This is a genomic window from Bradyrhizobium sp. Leo78 (genome assembly GCF_059512425.1).
In genome coordinates this window covers 1-19905 of record NZ_JCAMOT010000001.1, presented here as the reverse complement: position 1 = coordinate 19905, position 19905 = coordinate 1, and the positions used below count along the sequence as shown (strand labels likewise).

The window sequence follows — 19905 nt, the reverse complement described above, 5'->3', positions numbered from 1 at the left end:
ATGCGTATCACATCGATCAAGGCGGTCCCGATCTCCTATCCCGTACCGCAGGGCCAGAACGTCAGGTTGGGCATCGGCCGCGCGGTGAAGCGCGACGCGGTGCTGGTCAAAGTCACGACGGATGAAGGCCTCGTTGGTTGGGGCGAAGCCCATCACGGCCGCTGCCCCGGCGCCATCGCCAAGCTGATCGACACCACGATCTCCGAATTGGTCGTCGGCATGGATGCGATGAACGTGGTCGGCGTCTGGCAGCGCGTCTACCAGATGCAGTTGGCGAGCCATGGCATGGGCTACGCCGCCGCGATGGCGCTCAGCGGCCTCGATCTGGCGCTGTGGGACATCCGCGCCAAGGCGGCGGGCTGGCCATTGTACCGGCTGCTCGGCGGCGCCTCAAAGCCGATCAAGGCCTATGCCGGCGGCATCTCGCTCGGATGGCAGGCGCCGGAGTCGCTGGCCCAGGAGGCGCTGGGCTACGTCGCGCAGGGCTATCGGGCGATCAAGCTTCGGGTCGGCGACAATCCGCGCGACGACGTCGCCCGCGCCACGGCGGTGCGCAAGGCGGTCGGAGACGCCATTGAAATTCTGGTCGACGCCAACACCGGCTACACGGTCGACGACGTACGTCGCGTGATGCCGGCCTATGACGAGCTGGAGATCGGATGGCTCGAGGAGCCGTTCCCGGCGCAGGATTATCGTTCGTACCGGACCGCCGCCTCGCTCGGCTCGACGCCGCTGGCGGCCGGCGAAAACCACTTTACGCGCTTCGAATTCACTCGCCTGATCGAGGATGGCGCCGTCAGCTTCGTGCAGCCGGACCTGTCCAAGACCGGCGGCGTCACCGAGGCGATGCGGATCGCCGGGATGGCCTATGCGTGGAAGCTGTCCTTCAACCCGCACACCTCCGCGACCGGCATCAACATGGCGGCAACCATCAACGTGCTCGCGGCGGTCGATGCCCCCGGCTATTTCGAGGGCGACGTCGCCAAGCACAATCCGTTCCGCGACGAGGTCGGCGGCGTTCCGTACAAGCTCGACGCCGAGGGTTGCGTCAAACCATCTGAAACACCTGGCCTCGGGGTCGAGATCAACGAGGCGTTCATCAACGCACATCCACTGATCGAGGGCCCTTGCTATGTCTGAACCGCTGCAGGCTGAAGTCAAATCGCGCGCAACGCGTCTTGCTTACTTCGCCTGCGGCGCGTTCCTTCTTCTGTTGACCGGCGCGGCCTCCGCGCAGACCCCGGCCGCGCCCGCAGCGGCCGATCCGGACACCTACCCCAGCCACACGATCCGCTACATCGTTCCCTATCCACCGGGCGGGTTCAATGACACGCTGGGACGGATCGTGTCGCAAAAACTCCAGGAGGCCTGGGGCGTTCCCGTGGTCGTCGAGAACCGCCCGGGCGGCGGCACGCTGATCGGGACCGACGCGGTCGCCAAATCCCCGCCCGATGGATACACCCTGCTCGGCGTGGCGTTTCCGTTCGGCTCTAACCCCAGCATCTACAGGAGCCTGCCTTACGACACCGTGAAGGATTTCACCCCACTGATTTTTGCGGGTCAGACGCAGAATCTTCTCGTTGTAAGACCCGCCATGCCGATCCATTCGATCAAGGATTTCCTCGACTACGCCCGAAAAAATCCCGGCAAGGTCTCTTACGGATCCACGGGCATCGGTTCGTCGAACCACCTCTCGATGGAGTTGTTCAAGAGCATGACCGGGATCGATATCGTGCACGTCCCTTACAAGGGAAGCGCACCGATGGTGAACGATCTGCTCGGCGACCATATCGATGCGGCCTTCGACAACACGCCGAACGTGCTGCCCCAGGTCAATGCCGGCAAGTTGCGCGCGCTCGGCGTCAGCAGCACGGCACGCTCGACGCTCGCGGAAGGCGTTCCGACGGTTACGGAAGCAGGCGTTCCCGGCTACGAGGTCACGGTCTGGTTCGGCATCGTCGGCCCCGCCGGGATGAAGCCGGAGATCGTCCGCAAGCTGAATTCAGAATTGAATGCGATCCTTGGGATGGATGACGTCAAGCGCCGCTTCCAGGATCAGGGCGTCGATCCCGTCGGCGGCTCCCCTTCGCAATTCGCTGATCACATTCGCAGCGAGATCCAGAAATGGGCCAAGGTCGTCAAGGACGCCAATATTCAGCCGGAGTGAACTTTCGTTGGACGTCACTGTGTCACTGCGCTTCGCCCGAATGGTTTGTTCTCGGCGATGAACCTTGCCGCCAGCACCAGGGCGCCCATCGAAAACTCCTTTCCATGGGCGGCGATCATTCGCTCAGAAAGTTCCGCCAGTTCCTTGAAGAATTGATCTTTGCTTTCGGCTTCATTTGGCGATCGGGTAGCTGTCATGATTTCCCTCCTGATGATCGCGGCAAGGCTCGCCACTTAGGCTCGGCTATTTGAAAATGTGCGGCGGAAACGTCACGATCGCCGCCTCCCCGCCGCTTGTTCCAAATGCAAGATGCTGACCATCGCGGGACCATTGCAAGCTGTGTACGGGGCCTCGACCGGGCGGTTTGACGATGAGTTCGTCGGCGTCTCCGATCCTGGCGACAACGACCATGCCGTCGCCGTAACCCGCTGCCACCAGGTGACGCTCCGGGTGCATATCCACCGCCTCGACGAGGACGAATCTGGCGCGGGCGGTCGCGAGGTTGGTCGGCTGTTCGCTGGCATCGCTGAGGCTGGAAACGTCCCACGCAATCACCCGATAGCCCCCGCTCGTCACAAGGACGCGGGAGTCTGCACTCCACGAAAGAGACGCAACGCTGGCAGGATAGCCGGGAATCCGGACGATCCGCGCATCGGAAAGGCGCACCAACACGATGCCCGTTTTTGCGACCGATATGGCCAGCCAGCTTCCGTCGGGACTCCATGACAAGGTTGAGATGGAGCCAAAATCGAATGAAGCCGCCGGCTCGGGTCGTGGCCCGAAGGCACGAACAAGCAGACAGCCGTCGACCCCCATCGCAAAGCGCCGACTATCCGATGATACGGCGATTGCCGATGCAGTTCCTCCCGCACGCTCTTGCAGCCAGCCGACGTCGCCATTGGAATCATAGGATATGACTGACCCGCCAGAAGCAGCCAGAATACCCCCAGCCTGCACTGGGGTGACGAGATCGATAGGGGAACCATGGTTTGCGGCTAACTGCGTGATGCCGGATGCCGACACGCCGACCAATCGGCTGCGATCACTTGCGATAAAGCCGGAAGCTCCGATCGGGGCGAGATGAAACGGAGCATCGCTGATTGCGACTTTCGTCAACGGCGGCACCGGTTTTCGTCGCGGTGAAATCGTTGTTCGGCCCTCGTCGAGCGCGATACGACAGCGATCCTGCGGCGGCTCGATATCAGTCAGGGGAGCTATCGCCAGCGCCCCATCGGCGAGGGCGAACGCAACTACCTGTCCCGCCAGGTCGAACGCCACACTGGTAACGAGCGCGCCTAAAGTCCAGTGCCGGCCAAGCAATTCATAGAGCGTTACGGTCTCTGCTTCCATCGTATCCATCGATCGCCTCACATTCGGAGGGGCTGACCCGCGGCGGCAATCCACCTGTCCAGTTCTTCGAGGCGTTGCTCCAGCGCGGCGCAATGCGCGTCGCATGCCGCCATTTTGGCATTTGCGTTTTGCAGGCGTCCGCGCGCGTCCTCTAGCTCCTTGGCGAGCGCATGCGAGGCGCCTGTTGCCGCAATCTCCTGCTCGATCCGCTGAATCTCGAACTCCGCCCCGCCGCCAAGCTGACGGTTCAGAAGGCTGCGCGATTGAGCGGACGATATCTCCTGAACGAACAGCAACCGCTGCTTCAGCATTTCGGCAAGCGTCGGAGAATCATCACTCATGAATCCGTCTCGACTTGAACCAGGATTCGCTGCAGGCCACCGACGTCAGATACGAAGTGTTGCTGCGCATCAGTGATGTGAGATTGCAGCGAGTCCCACAGATCGACCCGCAGCAACCGCGCCGGATCGCCGGCCATCGTCTCGAGCGTCTGCAGGCCGAACTGATGTCGCAAGCCGATACCCTGCAAGACGAAATCGGTCAGCTCGCGTGCATGCGTTTCGATGAAGGGGCGCAATAGTGGGTGTACGCCGTAGCTGATGCCGCGCTTTGCGAGTTCGGTCTCGATGAACACGATGAAATGCCGCACCAGGAGATTCTGGCTTTCGCCGATCAGGTGCACCATGAAGGTGACGTCGCTGTCGGCGCGGACAAGAATCTGCGACGCCAGCGTCGCCGCGGCGACCGGCTCTCCTCCGCTCTTCTGCTCATCCCAGACAGTTGCCATGCCTGCCCTGTCCTCAGCTCCGCGAGCGGTATTGATGCAGTTTGCGATACAGCGTGGCGCGCGAAAGCCCCAGCTTTTCGGCGGCGGCGGCAATATTGCCGCCCGCATTTGCGACGGCCCTCTCGATGGCCCGGCGCTCCATTTCGTCGAAGCGCGCGATCTCGTCACCTTCCGATATTGGGCCATCCTCCGCCGGCAAGCGCGCCTGAAGTGGCTGAGCCGCAGCTTCCCGGAAATCCTCCGGCAAGTCCCTGGGAGTGACGATGCCGGTGAGTGTCATAAGAACAAGGTTCTCGATCAGATTGCGCAGCTCGCGAACGTTTCCCGGCCAGCTATAGCGCCGCAGCAATTCCATCGTGGCGGCCTCGAAACGCAGCGGTTCGGTGCTATAGGTCGCGGCGAACTGTCTGTTGAAGTGATCGATCAGTATCTCGACATCGCCCAAGCGCTCGCGGAGCGGCGGGATGATGAACTTGACGACACCGATCCGGAAATACAGATCCTTTCGGAAACGTCCCTCCGCCACCTCCTGCTTCAAGTTCCGATTGGTCGACGCCACGAGCCGGACGTCCACAGGGCGCGGCTTGCTGTCACCGAGCCGGTAGACCGCGCGCTCTTCCAGCACACGGAGCAGATAGGGCTGCAGATCCAGTGGCATCTCACCGATCTCGTCGAGGCTGAGCACGCCGCCATTGGCAAATTCAAACCGTCCAGGCCTGCCCTCGCGCGTAGCGCCGGTGAAGGCGCCTGGCGCATGGCCGAACAATTCGCCGCCGAGAAGCTCTTTCGATACCGCACCGCAATTGAGGGCAACGAAGGGCTCCTTGCCCGTCTTCTGGCTGGCGGCGTGAACCAGGCGGGCAAATAGCTCCTTACCGACGCCTGTCTCGCCCTCGAGCAGGATTGCTGTCCGGCCGAGCGCCGCCCGCTCAACCTTCTCGACTGTTTGCAGCAATGCTTCACTGCATCCGACAATTGCGTCCTTGGCCGACATGAGTGCGGCGTGGGCTGTCGGCGACATCTGGGATACGGCAAGATTCACGCGCGGCCTCGATGCGAGCACCAGCATCGCGCCCTTCACCACGCCGTCGACCACTAATGGCTCGATCCGCTGCTCCCGCAGTTCCTCAGGCAGCCCATTCGCAAGCTCTCTGGACAAGAAGCCGTCGCTGCTCGGGAGAAGCTGCGTTCCGATGCTCAAGTCCTGCGATTGCGCAATCCGCCGCCAGCGAACCGAGGCCATGTCGTTGTGATGAACGACCCTGCCGAACCGATCAAGAATGACGACGCCGTCCGCGCTGTTCATCCCGGGCATTCGAGAAATGCTGGCCTCGAGTAGCTGCATTCTCTCGATGCGAATCTTCTCCGAGAGAGCGAGCTCGATATGATTGGCCGCGACCACCGCGAGCGCGACATTATGCCGGTGAAAGATCGCCTGAGGTCCGGAAAAATCGACAATGCCGATGATGCTGCCGTCGATCGGACTACGAATCGGGCTGCCGACACAGGTCCATGCCTTGATGCCCTCCGAAAAGTGCTCGGCCGCATGGACATGAACCGGTTTTCCCGTGATGAGTGCTGTGCCAATGCCGTTGGTGCCGGTAACCGTCTCGCCCCACGCTGCACCGACTTCCAGGCGAATATCGTGGCCTGCATCAATCGTCCGCTGATCGCCCCCCACGTCCAGCACGACGCCGTTCCTGTCTGTGATGACGACCATCGTGGCGGCGTCACCGAGCACCTCCGCGACGCGGCGGAAGGTCTCCGCACTCGAACCAAGCAAGTCATCATTCTTCAGACGCAGCTCGTAGAGATCATCCGGCGAGGCGACGAGATTGCTGCCCTTGCAATGAGCATTGACCCCGGACTGGACACTGCGCTGCCATGATTCCTCGATGACGCCTCGCACTGGCGCGTTCTCGCGCCTGAGGTCCCCGAACGTCAAAAAGTTTTCCCATGCCCTGTTGGTTTCTCGCTCATCGTATGGCCGCCCCTGCTCCGTATCCGTGGCGCCCGGAACTTTGTAGCCTTCCAGGGAAAACGGCGGCTTGGCCATGAGCGTTTCCGTCAGCATTGGAGCACCATACGTACGTTGGCAAACAGCAACCCGATCGGCAGAAACGACCTGAACCGGACCTGATCGGAATCGTCATCCCCACAGGCCGAGTTTACGGAGATCATTCGACGTTTTTGGCGATCGCATCCAACCCGAGACGGCTGGCGATGATCTGTTCCAGGCGTTCCTCGGACACCTCATCGGGCACGCTCACTCCTTCAAGGTCGGCGAGGACCTTGCAGAGCTCTTCATCCAGCGGATCGAAGATTCCGTTCTCGCGCGTCGCGAGAGCGAAGTATCGCGATTGGCCCGTTCCGCGCAGCTCGCCGACAAAATGGAGTTGCCGCCCCGACGCGAGATCAGCGATGACGACACGGCCGTTAAGGCTGATCCGCACATATGGTTCCAACTCTCTGGGACGGCCCGGCGGCGTCAACCAGAGCTTGCCTGATGGCTGAGGCTGCGGCGGGGGTGCGGAATTGCGCAATTCCTGCCAGCGCCCAGCCGTCAGATGATTGGCGATCGCGTCGATCTTCGTGCGGTTCTTCCGAATGAAGTCCTTCGCCGCGACCTCTTCCCGGCGCGGACCATCGCGCTTGGAAATGATGTGGACCATGTTTTCCTCCCGCCCGGTCGGATGACCGTGGAGGCTTGTGCACTGCCTCCTTCGGCTCACGCCGGAGCTTTTTAAGATTGTAGCCCGTTCTCGCTCATTGTCACCGTCCAATCATTCGATCACAAAGGTATGGATCGTCAGACGACGATGCGGAACGCTGACCGCATACAATGCCTCACGCGCGCCCTAGCTTCTCTGCCCCGCCCCCCAGTGCCGGTCCCTGGGTCGGGTCGATGTACTGCGGCACGTCCGCCACAAGCGTGTTGGTGGTCAGCACCAGCGTGGCAACGGAAGCCGCGTTTCGAAGCGCGGTATACGTCACCCGCACCGGATCGACGATGCCGGCTGAAACCATGTCGATGAAGACACCGTTGGCGGCATCGAACCCCACGCCCGCGGGTGCGCTCAGCAGGTCGGCCACGACTTTCTCCGCATCATAGCCCGCATTCCGGGCAATGAATGCGGCGGGACGGGATAGTGTTTCGCGCACCAACTTGATGCCCTCGCCGAGGTCGCCATTGACGTTGCCGAGCGTGCGCACGACCACCGGCGCGCACTGCGCCAATGCGGTGCCGCCGCCCGGCACGATGCCCTCCTCGGCTGCGGCACGCGCCGCACTGAGCGCATCGTCGATCAACTGGATCGTCCGTTTTTGCTCGACGGGCGTCACGCCACCCGCGAGGATCACCGCCGTTCCTCCCGAGAGCTTCGCCAGGCGCTCCTTGAGCTTGTCCTGCTCGATATTGGGTGGTGCCAGATCGTACTGCTTCGCCACCTGCTGGCGCCGCGCCGCGATCGCCGCTTCATCGCCTCCGCCGCGAATGATCACCGTTTCGCGTCCACTTGCCCGAACTTGTCGCGCGGTTCCCAGATCCGCAAGGCTGGCGCCTTCCAGCTTGCCGCCAAGCTCGCGAGCGATGACCCGTCCCCCTGTTATGATAGCGAGATCGTCCATCATCGCCTTGCGCCAGTGGCCGTAGTCGGGTGGATTCACCACCAGAACCTTGCCGCGGTTACCATCGCCAAGCAGCGTGACGACGACGTCAGGCGCGATCTCTTCAGCGACGATGACAAGCGGTCGCCCGGTCGAGGCGACCGCCGCGCGCACCGCCGACAGTTCGCCCGGAGCTTTGATCTTCAAGTCAGTCAGGAGAATGTAGGGCTGATCCAGCACCACCTCCATCTTTTCGACATCTGTCACCATGTGATGGGAGATGTAACCACGGTCGAACGACATGCCTTCGACCACTTCGAGCGTCGTGCTGGTCGTCAGCCCGTAATCGGAACTAATGATGCCATCCTTGCCGACACGCTCCACCGCCTCCGCGATTAGACCGCCAAGATGGGGGTCGGTAGAGGCGATCGTCGCCACCGCCTGCAGTGTCTTGCGATCGGATACAGCAATTGCCCCACTCTTGAGAGTCTCGACAACGACCTCGACGGCCCGGTCAATCCCCTTGCAGAGATCGACCGCCTTGGCGCCGCGCTCCAGGGCTGCAACGCCTCCTTGGATCAGGCCGTTTGCGATCACCATCGCCGTCGTTGTACCATCGCCGGCGACCTCGTTGGTCTGCATCGAGACCTCACGCACCACCTGCGCGCCCATGTTCTCGAAACGGTCAGGCAACTCGATTTCCGAGGCAATTGTGACGCCATCGCGTGACACCATGGGGGTGCCGATTGGCCTGTCGACCATTGCGTTCATGCCCTTGGGACCTAGGGTCGACTCGACCGCGGCGGCAAGCTTCTGGACTCCGCGCGCAAGAGCGCGACGGGCTTCTATGTCATGCAGCAGAACTTTCGCCATTATGTTTCACTCCCACGTGGCTATCTATTTTTGTCTGGTCGGGCGGACTTGCTGACCGCTCCGGTTGTTGGCACCCGCAAGCACGAGGCGCGTCACCTCATGCAACCGCGGTGGAATGCTTCTCGACTGGCCCGGCCGCCCGCACGGCACAGCCACTGCCGCAGCCTCCGCACGGCGCCACGTCGACGGCAGTCTGCCCCGCATCGCCGTCGGGCTCGCGATAGCGCGCCGCAAGAAGGCCCCTGCACAACGAGCTGTTAAACTCCATGTTGATCCGCACCCCCCGCAACCGCTGCAGATAAGAAGCAAGCTTGCGGCGCTTGATCGGATGTCCCTCGTAACTGACGAAGACCTGATCACCAGGCCGCCTAGCAAGGCGTTGTTCAACCAAAAGTTCGCGATAGCGCGGCTTCTGGCGCGCGGCCTGCTCCGAACCGAACGCGATTTCGTCATAGGTGCCTAGATTCATCTGACAAATCGCCTGGTCGTCATGACCAGCCTCTCGCAACGCCAGAATCATGACCTCCTGGCGTCGCTCGAACGCCTTGCGGCGGAACTTCTCACGCACCTCATCAAGCGAGCCTCCGGAAGCAAAGTCCCGGAGCGCGTCGCCGAACGATTTGCCCTCGCTGACGCCACGATTGATCTCTTCGGCGACCATGTGATCTCGAAGCTGCAGTCGCGTCTCGCTAACCCACGACAGCGAAGACACCGCCCGCTGCATGTCGTCGGCCATGAGGAAAGCGAAGTTCGCTGAGCACCAGTAGGTCGGCAAGCGGAAGACGATATCGACCCCGCCATCATCATCGACATTGACAAGCTCAACAAATCCAAGCTCGGTGACCGACTCGTCGAGCTCGGGATCGGTGACCAGCGCGAGGCGTTCCCATACCTCGCGGGTCCTTCGGTCATGATGCAGAAGGACAGCGTCCATCGTTGTCACTCCGCCGCGGTTGCGTGCGCGCTTCCCGCGAGCTTGCCCCTCTGCGCCTCGACATCCACCCCGTAGAGGCGCGCGGCGTTGAGACCGAGGATCTTCTTCTTTGCCTGCAGCGTCAGATCGACGCCGTGCTCCTGCTTCAGATCGTCGGGCAGCTCGAAGTTCCAGAATTTTTCGACGAGCCAGCGGGGCGTCCAGATGGCGTAATCGCTGCCGAAAAGAAGCTTGTCTTCGCCGACCCAGAACAGCAGTTCGCTGATCACTTCGGCGAAATAGCGTGGACGGCCATGGATGAACGGGAGCGCCACCGCGAGGCCGCCATAGACGTTGGTCTCCTGCACAGCGATCCAGCAGAAATCGTCCAGTCGCGGCAAGCCGCAATGCTCGATGATGAAATTAAGACCCTGGAAGTCGGTGGCTGCATGATCGACGTCGTGAACATCGAATGCATCCTTGTCCAATGGAATGATGGTCGGCCCCTTGTGGACGTGGATGTTCTTGATGCCAAGCTTTTCGCAGAGCTCGAGGCAACGATAGGCGTTTGGATCGGTCAACTTCCAGCCCCGTGACTCGCCCTTCCACTCCGCCGTATAGAGCTTCACGCCCTTTATGCCGAACGTCTCCTTCATATAATGAATGTATTCGAGCGCCCGCTCTCCATCCCGCGGATCAAAGGCGCCGTTGACAATGAAGCGATCCTTGTACCGCTTCGCCATTTCGGCGTTGCGGTCGATCGTGTTGAACCCGTTCTTGTAGAATTCGGTAAGGTACGTCGACTGCACGATCGCCATATCGTCCGGGCCGTCGACGAACAGATCGTGGTACATCTGCTCGGCGCTGTACTTCTCGAACTGGTCCTTGGGCCAGAGCTTATCCGGCGGGCTGAGTGAGGTATGATAGGCGTAGAAGCAGTCAATGAACTGCTTGCCGTGAATGTTCCGCTGGTTCGCCGGACTGCCGTCCCAGAAATGGGTGTGCCCATCGATGACGAAGACTTCCTCGCCGGTGGGGGTTATGAACATGATAATCTCCAAGGTTTTGCTAAGCGCTTTTCCATCAACGTCGGGACCGCCGACCGTGCGAGAAATTGGTGGGGCCGCGGTCACCAGGATACGACCCCACCCAGGCTCGGGAGTTGCAAGAGGTCACTTGCAAGAGGTCACTCGATGTATTCGAAGACCTCTTCCATGTTGCCGAACAGCGTCACCGTATTGTCGTCGATACGCACCATTCGGCCATAATGGGTCGAGGTGTTCACTTCGAAGATCTCGGCCGTCATGTCTTTGCCGAGAATTTCGCTGATCTCATCCATCTTGAAGACCAGCTTGCCCTCGCCGTCGATGCGGATCAGGGCCGGCTGGTAGGTCACGGTCACGTTCGGCTTCTTCGCCATGAACTCGGCGATGGCACGCGCTTCCACGCTGTCATTCATCGTGACGCCGCACTGATGAGAAATCGTCTGGTCGAAGACGATGTCTCCCATCTTCTGGAAGATGTTCTGGTTGGTCGCAGTTCTGGAAGCAACGGACATTGCAATTTACTCCTTGGGAAGGACGAGACCGAGCTCGCCGAGGATCTTCTTGATGCGTTCGACCGACTGTGCGCGGGCGTCGGCGTACTGCACCGGCTTCGAATGCGGCTGCGACCAGATCGGCTGCAGGCCGGCGGCCGCCTTGTTGGCGAGCGCCACGTGCTTGTCCACCCAGCCCTGGAACAGGTTCTTGTTGTGGGTGGCATGCTGATTGTCGGTCACCAGAAGATGCAGAAGGTCGATCGTGTTCGCGAGATTGCGCTCATAGTCGGCCTCGGCCGCCGAAATGACGGACGGCGTGATGAAGTCGCCGTTCGACGAGGCCACCTGCATCAGGAAGCCGCTACGAAACAGCTCGCCGACGAGCGGCTCGAACACGATGTTGATGGCGAAGTATTGCTCGAGATAGTCGGACGAACCCATGATCGATTCGACCGCTTCCCTTGCGCCTTGCCAGCCCTTGTCTTCCAACCAGGTGCGCTTGCCCGCCGCGTCGTCGAAGCCCGGAATGTCCATTCCGATCTCGGCGAGATAGAGCGTGATGTCCTGCGCAAGGCGAAGCTTGTAGGACGAGTTGGTCAATGTCGCATTGTTGATCATCTGCGTATAGCCGTAGCGCTGAGCCTGCATCAGCGACGTGCCGAGGCCGAACTCGACATGTTTCCACGCGCCGAGGTGGTTTTGCAGAATCTTGACCCACGCTTTGTTGAAAGCCTTCGGCGCGCCGGACTTGCGGCCGTTGGCGATCACCGATTGAACCATCCCTTCGATCTTGGACTGACGCTGGTAGTGGGTGCGCTCCCACTCCTGGTCGGGCGCACGGAATGCATGCCAGTTCGAGCTCAGCGCCGCAGTGTTGTCCTTGGTGTAGGCGCCCTTCCCGTTGGGGAAGGAGATGATCCAGTCCTGCAGCAAGTAGCGTTCCGGATCCGGCTGCACATCAACGGTCACGTCCTCGTAGTGCGTCGCCCGCTTGCTGCGCGGCTCGAAATACCTGTACCTGCGGCTGTCCGAATCCGGAAACACCGCAGCGCCTGCTGCACCGGATCCCACTGAAACGCTTGGAACTGCAGTCATAGTCTCCTCCTCCCATTGGTGGCTTTGCACTTGACGGACCGGCACTCGGAAAGTCTCAGTTGGTGGCCGGCGTGAACTTGTCGAAGAAGATGCGGTCCGCTTCGACATCGTTCATCTGCAGCACCGGCGTCAGCGCCTCGATCATCGGCGATGGTCCGCAGGCATAGACATCGACGTCTTCCCCGTATCCCGAGCTGCGCAGGTGTGCCCCGACCGCTTCATGCACGAAGCCCTTTTCCCCGCGCCAGGCTGTGTCGTCGGCTGCGTGAGAGAGGACAGGCACGAACGTAAAATCCGGATGCTTTGCCGAGAGTTCTGCAAAGCGATCGAGATAGAAAAGGTCGTTCTGCGTCCGGGCTCCGTAGAAGAAGCGCACTGGACGCGCTTCCCCGGAGCTGATGTGATCGTGGAGGATTGACCAGAGCGGCGACATTCCCGATCCGCCCCCGACCAGGATCATGGCTCCGTTTCGGTTTTCTCGCCGGAAGCAGGTGCCGTAAGGTCCCCTGATCCCGACCCTGGTTCCGAGGGCAAGGTCCCCGTCGAGCCGGGAGGAGAAACGTCCGTTCGGGTACTTCTTGATGATGAATGCGAGTTTTTGGCCTTCGAGCGGCGAATTTGCCATGGAAAACGAGCGCGTAATCGTCTCTGCCCCCGCGAGCGTGATGTCGACATATTGACCCGCCCAGAACTTCAGAGGTTGCTCCAGCGAGATCTCAAGGTGCCTGATGTCGTGGGTCAGCGCGGAGACGCTCGTCACTGTGCCCGTGAAGTCCCTGACCGGTATCGATTTCGACAGCACCTCTTCGTCATAGTTGAGGAGCTCTACTTCAAGATCCGAGTAGGCCAACGTGCGGCACAACAAAATGTAATCCTGACCGCGCTCCATCTCGTTGAGCGCGAACGTCGAGTATTTCTTCAGCTCCACATCGCCCTCGGTAAGGACGCATTTGCACGCTGAACATTGTCCCTCCTTGCAACCATGCGGCAACGCGATGCCTTGGCGGAAGGCGGCATCAAGGACGGTCTCGTTCTCCTCGACCTCGAATTCTATGCCTACCGGATGCAGGCGAACGACATTAGCGGGCGCGCCCATGGGGCCTCCTCAAACCAAGGCTTGCAGAACTTTCAGGGATTGAGAGAAGGAGCCGACCGAGCCGGCTCCTTCCGTTTGGGTCAGTTGCAGGGATTGATGGTGAATCCCTTGCGATACTCGGCGAGATGCGCCTCCCGGTCGGCCGGGCTCATTTCTCGCAGCGTCAGCAGCGGGCTCTTCAAGGTGTGGCCGCGGACATCGTCAAGCGTCCACATCTCCTTCTCGTCGAAGCGCAGGTGTGGCTGCGGCACCAGCGTCTTGCCGTCAGTGCGGACGAAGCCGAGGTCCTTGATCGCATCGGCGAGGTCCCAGCCATCGTAGCAGCTTTCCCATTCCCGCCGTCCGCTGAACCGGCCCATCGCGGGCGTCGGTCGTCCCTCGTATTCGCCGGCGAATGCCTGCACGGCAGTCCAGCGATCCAGCTCATGCGCGAAGGTATAGAGCTTGCCGTCAATCTCGTCCGTAACGATGTCCTCACGGATCAGGCAAGGCACCAGGCACGACCAGCAACGATGCGGATAGACGTAGCCGACATCGCTGTTGAAGAGGATGTTGGTCTGGCCGGGATGCGACAGCTTCTCGTACCATTTCCAGAATTCGCCGAACTGGGCGTACCAGCCCGGATATTTATGCTCGAACCACTCGAAGTCCTTGTCGGTCTGAGCTTCGATCCGCCAGAAGTTCACCGACCAGCCAACCGCGAAGAATTGCGCGACCCTGTGCACGTAGTGCTTCTCGGTCAGGCGCTTCCAGGCTGTCTGGACGTCGTCATGATGGATCTTGATGCCGTATTTCTCGAGCGGCAGCATATAGGTGCGATAATAGTCCTCGAATATCCAGCGATGCCACATCTCCGCATAGGACTCCTTGGTCTTGTCGCGGTTCGTGGTTCCATACTCGATGAAGGTTCCGATCGCGGCATCGACGATCGCGTGGTTCTGCCAGAAGGCATAGCGCAGGTCCCGCTCGATCAGCAGATGGTTGTCGGGCTCCTTGAGCATGGACATCAGCATCGAATGGCCGTTGCCGATGTGCCGGCTTTCGTCCGACTGCACGGAAAGGAACACGGTCGGAAGCGCGTAGTCGCCGTTGCGAGCGGCTTCGGACGGCATCGCCACGAACAGCGTGTTCGTGAAGGCAGTCTCAGCCACGACGGTCAGATAGATGTTCGCCGAAGTGATTGCGTCACCGGTGATGAAGCCCTCACCAAACTGACGGCCGATCGTGGTGGCGTAGCACTTGCCGAACGCCTCTTCCGTGATATCGAACCCGGCCGGATCGATGTAGTTCTCCATGTACCACTTCTTGAGGTTCATCTGGATCGTCGAGTGACGAAACTCGTCGACCATCTGCATCGTGAAGCCGGTGCGGAGATCCTCACCCGGAGCGAGACGGCCGACCATCGCCATCGAGCGCGCCGCCGATATCTCGGGGAACGGGATGATCGCCAGGAACAGCTTCATCCACTCGACCCATCGCGGCTCGACGTTGCGGAACATGTCGCCGCGCAGGGCCGCATCAAGCGCGCCATAGACGCGGTTGTCCTTTTCCTCCTGCATCGGGAAATAGGAGCGAAGGACCTGTTTCATCGGGTCCTTCGGCGCCTTCGTGATCTTGTAGTCCGTGGGGAAGGTCATCGCTTCCTGGACGTAGGAAGGATTCCAGCCGAGATCTGCAATCTTCTTTGCAGCGTCACCGACGGAAATGCCGCGCTGGGCGGTGATCTTGTTGAGCGTTAGCGTTCCAGACATCTAGTCTATCCTCCTGATCGAGTCAGAAACCACATCGATATTCCGCCTGCCCTGCGCCTCGACGGGCCGGGCAGTGCTTACCCGTGCGTTACGGGCCACCTCGCGGCCGTTCTCACGACCGGACGTTTGATATCGGCAAGGGTCTCAGGATGACTGTGGAGCGCCCTGCGGACGATCAGCAGCGATCATGGAACCAGCGGCCTCGATCGCAATTGCGTTGTCCCGCAGAAGATACGCCCTCAGCTCGACATCCCCTTCCCTCGTTCTTTTCGCGGCTCGCCCCAGACGATGGACCAGTCAGCGTTGTTGTGCTCAGGAGCTTTGCAATGGGCGTGCCAGCTCGTCCGAGCGCCTCGCCAGATGATTTCTGATGACGTGAGCGTGAGATGAGTGACGGTCGCGCCCGCACGGCTCTCGGCTTGACGACTGATCGAGACGCAAATTGCGACAGGAATTGCAAAATGAGAATCGCTGCAACGCAGAGGCGTCAGTTTGCATCGCAATGTTTGCGCCGCAATAGCGGTCACTCGCTTGGACCAAGTCCGCCATGGCATATGACGGGCGGACGCCAAATCCATCGCGAGCAAACGGATGCCCGCGATGGATTAGAACTCTTTGTCAAGGAATCAAAACTGCGCGTCCATGGATCTTGCCGGCGTTGAGATCGTGCAGTGCCTTGTTGGCGTCCGCGAGGCGATATTCGGCGGTTGCGAGTTCGACCAAACCCCGATCCGCAAGCGCCATCAACTCCGTTAGCTCGGCCCATGTACCGACCAGGTTGCCGATAATGTTTTTCTCGGTGATCACCATATCCACGGTCGGAACGCGGATGTCTTCACCGTAGCCAACAACGTAGTAGCTGCCCATCGGGCGGGTCATCGCCAGCCCCTTGGACGTCGTGCCTTTCTCGCCAACAAAATCGATCACGGCTTCCGCGCCGTTTCCGGCAGTCAATGCCAGAACGGCTGCCACTTCGTTGCCGTCAGCTTTCACCAGATGGTCGGTGCCCGATTTTTCGGCCAGCTTCAGCGACGCTTCGGACTTGTCGACAACGATGATATCGGCCGCACACATCGCCTTGAGACACTGGATTCCGATGTGGCCCAACCCACCTGCACCGATTACGACGCAGGATTCGCCCGGCAAAAGGTGACGAGAGGCCTTCTTGACCGCGCGATAGGCCGTGAGGCCCGCATCCGCATAAGGCGCCACATCCTTTGGTGCAAGAGTCCGTGGCAGCGGCACAATATTGCGTTCGGAGGTGCAAAGGAATTCTGCATAGCCGCCGTTGCAATCAAGCCCCGGAAACGTGCCGGGACCATGCATATCGAAGCCTCGGCGACACGCGAGACAGGTGCCACCGGTGATCTTCGGGTGAACGATGACCGGGTCACCCTTCTTTACTCCCTCGACTTCCTTGCCAACCTCTTCGATCCAACCTGCATTTTCGTGTCCCATGATGATGGGTAGCAGTTTGTCGCCGGTCGGATCCATATGCGGCTTCCATACACCTTCGATGATATGAAGGTCGGTCCTGCATACGCCAGCACCACCGATGCGGACGATGACATCAGTCGATTTAGTCAACTTGGGATCAGGCGCTTTTTCTTCGCTGACCCACTGGTCGTTGGAAAGCTTCTCGTCGTACGCTCTCAATACTTGGGCTCTCATGTTGTCCTCCGTCTGCCCGGCGAGCTTTGCGCTCGCCATCGCGGAGGCGCCTCAGCATTTTTCGTGCCAGCGGAGCTGTACAGCACAAGCGCGCGCATCTAAGCACGTCAGGAACGGCGAGGTCTTTGCCGCTGGCGGCTAGCTGGTAAATAGGAGCTCGTACCCACCGGTCGCTTGTCGGGCCAAGGCTTTCGAGGGTTAGAGGTCTTTTTCGGCGAGTTTGCGAAACTCGTCGGGCACGGAACGAGAAATGCCAAGCGCTGCCGGGCCGTATCCGATCGCATCCCATCCGAAGCGATCGCGGATCTTGTCGACGGCGCAATCAGCCGCCCAACGGGCCATGCCTATCCTGGTGCCGGGGCGGCGCGCTTCATCTTGAAGTTCAAGCGGGAGTTCGAGCTCGAGATCCCAGTGCTCCTCAAGATGCGACACGGAGATCGCCAATAGCGAGATGGTCTTCTGGTCCGGATGATCTGCAAGAATCGCTCGCACCAGTTCCTCGGCGATCTCAGCAAGAATCATGGTCGCGGAGATCGGCGCATCGAGCGTTACCGAGCGCGTCACCGAGCTCAGGTCGGCGAAGCGAACGCGGACCGTCACGGTTCGACCGGGCCTGGACTTCGCCCGGAGTCGCGTAGCGATGCGGTCCGCGAGGTGAAGCAGCGTGGGTCGAATAACCCGCTCTTCGGCCGGCTTCCTGCCAATCGCTGACTGCGCCCCTGCCGATCCGGCCCGGCAGTGAGACTTGATCTCCCGCGGATCGCGATTCCATGCCAGCGCCGCGAGTTTCTCGCCTGCAGCGGGACCGAGCAAGCGCTCGAGCGACCAACCCGGTGTCTTTGCCAGATGCCCGATGGTCAGCACGCCGATTTCGGCGAGCTGCGCCTTCGTGACGGGACCCACTCCCCACATCAGCTCGACGGGCAGGCGGTGAAGGAACTCCAGCTCGGTGTCGGGATCCACGACCACGAGCCCATCTGGCTTCGCCACTTGCGAGGCAATTTTCGCCAGATGCTTGGTGCGCGCCACACCGACCGAGATCCCAAGACCGATCTCCATCCGCACGCGTTGGCGGATTGTCTTTGCAATTTCGGCGGGCGTACCGAAGAGATGGGTGCAGCCGGCAACGTCGGCAAACGCCTCGTCGATGGAAATACGCTCCACCAGTGGCGTGAAATCGCCGATCACCTTGATGGCAGCATCACCCAGCCGTTGGTAGTCCTTGAAATGGCCGCCGACAAAAGTGAGTTGCGGACATAGCTGGCGTGCGTGCCGTCCCGGCATACCACCTCGAACCCCGAACGCCTTGGCTTCGTATGAGGCAGCAAGCACAACCCCGCCACCGACAGCGATAGGTCTGCCGCGCAGCGAAGGATCGAGCAGTTGCTCGACCGAGGCGTAAAAGGCATCAAGGTCTGCATGAAGGATGGTGGCCGCCGTTGCCATCCAGAGCGTTCACCGGTGAAATTTGACCGAAATTCACTGAGAACATAATGCGAACATGTTGGAACGCGTGTCAAGCCGGGTTTCACAAAGGCTGAGAAGCTATTGGCTGCTCAAGCCTGGGCCTGGTTGAGCGACCGTTCTCTCTTCAGCTCACGGGAACGCGATTGAGCGAAAGGCTCCTGTTGCACGGCCGTCATCAGGTCTCCGTACAGCATACCGATATCGAGACGAGACCATCATCCCCAGTGACGAGCGGACGGTACCTGATAAGGGCAGAGGTTGACATGCACCCTGCCGATAGTTGATCTTTTTGCTCGCGGAATTCAGCGGATCGAGATTGGACAGACCTAACAACCAAGGCTAGCAAACGACTACCCCGGTCACGCAAAGGGGAATCAGGCGCGGACATGCCGATCTCTGACAAGGAAATTCAAAGTACGTCCGACGCACCAAGGGACGGAGAGAAAAACACCCGCACCGCGACGCGCGCTCCTTCCATCATTGTCGGCATCGTTGCAGCTGCCGTCGTCGCGCTCTCTGTCTTCTATCTCTTGCGACCGGAACCACTGCTCGTCCAGGGCGAGGTCGATGCAACGCGGCTGGATATAGCCGCGCGTGTCGACGGGCGGGTCAAGGAAATTCCCGTCGAACGTGGCCAGAACGTTCCGGCTGGCGCTGTGCTCGTGCGGATCGACAATCCCGAAACTCTGGCCAAACACGAGCAAATGAAGGCAGCAAAGACTGTCGCCGAGGCTCAACTTGCCAACGTCCTCGTCGGAACACGGGTGGAAACCATTGCCGCACGGAAAGCGGCAATGGAGCGGGCGCAGGCTGCCCAGGTGCTTGCCCAGAAGACCTTTGACCGTACCTACACATTGACCCAGCAAGGCAATGCGCCGCAAGCCCGTCTCGACCAAGTGACCGACACGCTGCACGAAAGCGAGCGCGCAGTCGATCAGGCCAAATCGTCCTACGACCAGGCTGTCAATGGCTACACAAAGGAGGAGCGGGCGATCTCCAGGGCCAACGTCGAAAAGGCCAATGCCGATATCCAGAGCGTTCAATCGATCATCGATCAACTCGTGGTCTATGCCCCCGTCGCCTCGCAGATCTATCAGCGCAATATTGAGCCTGGCGAATACGTATCGCCGGGCGTGCCGCTGGTTACCTTGATCGATCTGGGCGACGTCTGGATTCACTTCGATCTTCGCGAGGATCTCGTCAAGGGCTTGAAGGTCGGCGATCGATTTGATGTCCGCATTCCGGCTCTCGATGACCGCCGCATCACCGTCGAGGTCAAGCTTATTGCAACCAAGGGCGAATATGCGAGCTGGCGGGCCACGCGTGCTTCGGGCGATTTCGATTTGCGGACGTTTTCGATTCGTGCCTACCCGGTCCAGCCGGTGCCCGAGCTGCGACCGGGTATGAGTGCCTATCTCGACTGGCGGTCGCGGCAATGAGGCTGGCGTCAAGACCGGGATTTCTGCTGGTCGCACAGCGCGAGTGCCAATGGCTGTTTCACGATCGTGTGGCGCTGCTTTTGATCTTTGGCGTGCCTCTCTTCGCGTTCGTGGTTCTCACAACGGTCTTCAGCCATCCGGTCATCCGGG

Annotated in this window: 18 protein-coding genes; 3 read left to right on the top strand and 15 right to left on the bottom strand. The window is 60.6% G+C overall.

What is annotated here, in order from left to right:
- Both AC5ZG1_RS00090 and AC5ZG1_RS00085 read left to right on the top strand, forming a co-directional pair.
- Entirely contained in the window at window positions 1-1140 is a 1140-nt protein-coding gene (locus AC5ZG1_RS00090; RefSeq protein ID WP_496131652.1) for a mandelate racemase/muconate lactonizing enzyme family protein, read from the top strand.
- A complete protein-coding gene (locus AC5ZG1_RS00085; protein ID WP_496131651.1) occupies window positions 1133-2167 on the top strand; it encodes a Bug family tripartite tricarboxylate transporter substrate binding protein in 1035 nt (344 codons plus the stop codon). Before AC5ZG1_RS00090 ends, AC5ZG1_RS00085 begins: the two co-directional genes overlap by 8 nt.
- A 14-nt stretch (window positions 2168-2181) precedes the next feature.
- Here the strand turns inward: AC5ZG1_RS00085 and AC5ZG1_RS00080 are convergent, their stop codons facing one another.
- From AC5ZG1_RS00080 to dinB, 15 genes are all read right to left on the bottom strand, one after another.
- The gene (locus AC5ZG1_RS00080) at window positions 2182-2364 is read right to left on the bottom strand and encodes a hypothetical protein (protein WP_130224135.1); all 183 of its coding nucleotides are present in this window, start codon (window positions 2362-2364) and stop codon (window positions 2182-2184) included.
- 46 nt (window positions 2365-2410) lie between these two features.
- Complete coding sequence (locus AC5ZG1_RS00075; protein WP_496131650.1) at window positions 2411-3526, bottom strand: WD40 repeat domain-containing protein; 1116 nt, start codon at window positions 3524-3526, stop codon at window positions 2411-2413.
- An 8-nt stretch (window positions 3527-3534) separates the two neighbouring features.
- A complete protein-coding gene (locus AC5ZG1_RS00070) occupies window positions 3535-3828 on the bottom strand; it encodes a hypothetical protein (protein WP_496131649.1) in 294 nt (97 codons plus the stop codon).
- 26 nt (window positions 3829-3854) lie between these two features.
- Entirely contained in the window at window positions 3855-4304 is a 450-nt protein-coding gene (locus AC5ZG1_RS00065; RefSeq protein WP_496131648.1) for a hypothetical protein, read from the bottom strand.
- A 13-nt stretch (window positions 4305-4317) separates the two neighbouring features.
- Window positions 4318-6360, bottom strand: a complete 2043-nt coding sequence (locus AC5ZG1_RS00060) for a sigma-54-dependent Fis family transcriptional regulator (RefSeq protein WP_496131647.1) — start codon at window positions 6358-6360, stop codon at window positions 4318-4320.
- Between the two features lie 121 nt (window positions 6361-6481).
- Complete coding sequence (locus tag AC5ZG1_RS00055) at window positions 6482-7087, bottom strand: hypothetical protein (RefSeq protein WP_496131646.1); 606 nt, start codon at window positions 7085-7087, stop codon at window positions 6482-6484.
- Between the two features lie 64 nt (window positions 7088-7151).
- Entirely contained in the window at window positions 7152-8783 is a 1632-nt protein-coding gene (locus AC5ZG1_RS00050) for a molecular chaperone GroEL (RefSeq protein ID WP_130224123.1), read from the bottom strand.
- Between the two features lie 97 nt (window positions 8784-8880).
- Window positions 8881-9717: a metal-sulfur cluster assembly factor gene (locus tag AC5ZG1_RS00045; protein WP_496131645.1), complete on the bottom strand. Its 837-nt coding sequence runs from the start codon at window positions 9715-9717 to the stop codon at window positions 8881-8883.
- A 5-nt stretch (window positions 9718-9722) separates the two neighbouring features.
- Entirely contained in the window at window positions 9723-10745 is a 1023-nt protein-coding gene (locus tag AC5ZG1_RS00040; RefSeq protein WP_456641161.1) for an amidohydrolase family protein, read from the bottom strand.
- Window positions 10746-10882: 137 nt separating this feature from the next.
- Window positions 10883-11254 carry an MmoB/DmpM family protein gene (locus AC5ZG1_RS00035; RefSeq protein WP_130224117.1) on the bottom strand — a complete coding sequence of 124 codons (372 nt, stop codon included), beginning with the start codon at window positions 11252-11254 and terminating at the stop codon, window positions 10883-10885.
- A 6-nt stretch (window positions 11255-11260) separates the two neighbouring features.
- Window positions 11261-12331 carry an aromatic/alkene monooxygenase hydroxylase subunit beta gene (locus tag AC5ZG1_RS00030; protein ID WP_496131644.1) on the bottom strand — a complete coding sequence of 357 codons (1071 nt, stop codon included), beginning with the start codon at window positions 12329-12331 and terminating at the stop codon, window positions 11261-11263.
- Window positions 12332-12386: 55 nt separating this feature from the next.
- A complete protein-coding gene (locus tag AC5ZG1_RS00025; protein ID WP_130224113.1) occupies window positions 12387-13427 on the bottom strand; it encodes a 2Fe-2S iron-sulfur cluster-binding protein in 1041 nt (346 codons plus the stop codon).
- Window positions 13428-13507: 80 nt separating this feature from the next.
- Complete coding sequence (locus AC5ZG1_RS00020) at window positions 13508-15178, bottom strand: aromatic/alkene/methane monooxygenase hydroxylase/oxygenase subunit alpha (RefSeq protein ID WP_456641163.1); 1671 nt, start codon at window positions 15176-15178, stop codon at window positions 13508-13510.
- Window positions 15179-15796: 618 nt separating this feature from the next.
- Window positions 15797-16849 carry an NAD(P)-dependent alcohol dehydrogenase gene (locus tag AC5ZG1_RS00015; RefSeq protein ID WP_496131643.1) on the bottom strand — a complete coding sequence of 351 codons (1053 nt, stop codon included), beginning with the start codon at window positions 16847-16849 and terminating at the stop codon, window positions 15797-15799.
- A 198-nt stretch (window positions 16850-17047) separates the two neighbouring features.
- Window positions 17048-18295, bottom strand: coding sequence for a DNA polymerase IV (gene dinB, locus AC5ZG1_RS00010; protein ID WP_496131642.1), 1248 nt, complete (start codon window positions 18293-18295; stop codon window positions 17048-17050).
- 407 nt (window positions 18296-18702) lie between these two features.
- Between dinB and AC5ZG1_RS00005 the strand changes: the two genes are divergently transcribed.
- A complete protein-coding gene (locus tag AC5ZG1_RS00005) occupies window positions 18703-19755 on the top strand; it encodes an HlyD family secretion protein (protein WP_496131641.1) in 1053 nt (350 codons plus the stop codon).
- Window positions 19756-19905 lie beyond the last annotated feature (150 nt).

Bases quoted from the DNA above. Each gene is read 5' to 3' on its own strand.
- AC5ZG1_RS00090 (WP_496131652.1), top strand. From the start codon at position 1: ATGCGTATCACATCGATCAAGGCGGTCCCGATCTCCTATCCCGTACCG.
- AC5ZG1_RS00085 (WP_496131651.1), top strand. From the start codon at position 1,133: ATGTCTGAACCGCTGCAGGCTGAAGTCAAATCGCGCGCAACGCGTCTT.
- AC5ZG1_RS00080 (WP_130224135.1), bottom strand. From the start codon at position 2,364: ATGACAGCTACCCGATCGCCAAATGAAGCCGAAAGCAAAGATCAATTC.
- AC5ZG1_RS00075 (WP_496131650.1), bottom strand. From the start codon at position 3,526: ATGGATACGATGGAAGCAGAGACCGTAACGCTCTATGAATTGCTTGGC.
- AC5ZG1_RS00070 (WP_496131649.1), bottom strand. From the start codon at position 3,828: ATGCTGAAGCAGCGGTTGCTGTTCGTTCAGGAGATATCGTCCGCTCAA.
- AC5ZG1_RS00065 (WP_496131648.1), bottom strand. From the start codon at position 4,304: ATGGCAACTGTCTGGGATGAGCAGAAGAGCGGAGGAGAGCCGGTCGCC.
- AC5ZG1_RS00060 (WP_496131647.1), bottom strand. From the start codon at position 6,360: ATGGCCAAGCCGCCGTTTTCCCTGGAAGGCTACAAAGTTCCGGGCGCC.
- AC5ZG1_RS00050 (WP_130224123.1), bottom strand. From the start codon at position 8,783: ATGGCGAAAGTTCTGCTGCATGACATAGAAGCCCGTCGCGCTCTTGCG.
- AC5ZG1_RS00045 (WP_496131645.1), bottom strand. From the start codon at position 9,717: ATGGACGCTGTCCTTCTGCATCATGACCGAAGGACCCGCGAGGTATGG.
- AC5ZG1_RS00040 (WP_456641161.1), bottom strand. From the start codon at position 10,745: ATGTTCATAACCCCCACCGGCGAGGAAGTCTTCGTCATCGATGGGCAC.
- AC5ZG1_RS00035 (WP_130224117.1), bottom strand. From the start codon at position 11,254: ATGTCCGTTGCTTCCAGAACTGCGACCAACCAGAACATCTTCCAGAAG.
- AC5ZG1_RS00030 (WP_496131644.1), bottom strand. From the start codon at position 12,331: ATGACTGCAGTTCCAAGCGTTTCAGTGGGATCCGGTGCAGCAGGCGCT.
- AC5ZG1_RS00025 (WP_130224113.1), bottom strand. From the start codon at position 13,427: ATGGGCGCGCCCGCTAATGTCGTTCGCCTGCATCCGGTAGGCATAGAA.
- AC5ZG1_RS00020 (WP_456641163.1), bottom strand. From the start codon at position 15,178: ATGTCTGGAACGCTAACGCTCAACAAGATCACCGCCCAGCGCGGCATT.
- AC5ZG1_RS00015 (WP_496131643.1), bottom strand. From the start codon at position 16,849: ATGAGAGCCCAAGTATTGAGAGCGTACGACGAGAAGCTTTCCAACGAC.
- dinB (WP_496131642.1), bottom strand. From the start codon at position 18,295: ATGGCAACGGCGGCCACCATCCTTCATGCAGACCTTGATGCCTTTTAC.
- AC5ZG1_RS00005 (WP_496131641.1), top strand. From the start codon at position 18,703: ATGCCGATCTCTGACAAGGAAATTCAAAGTACGTCCGACGCACCAAGG.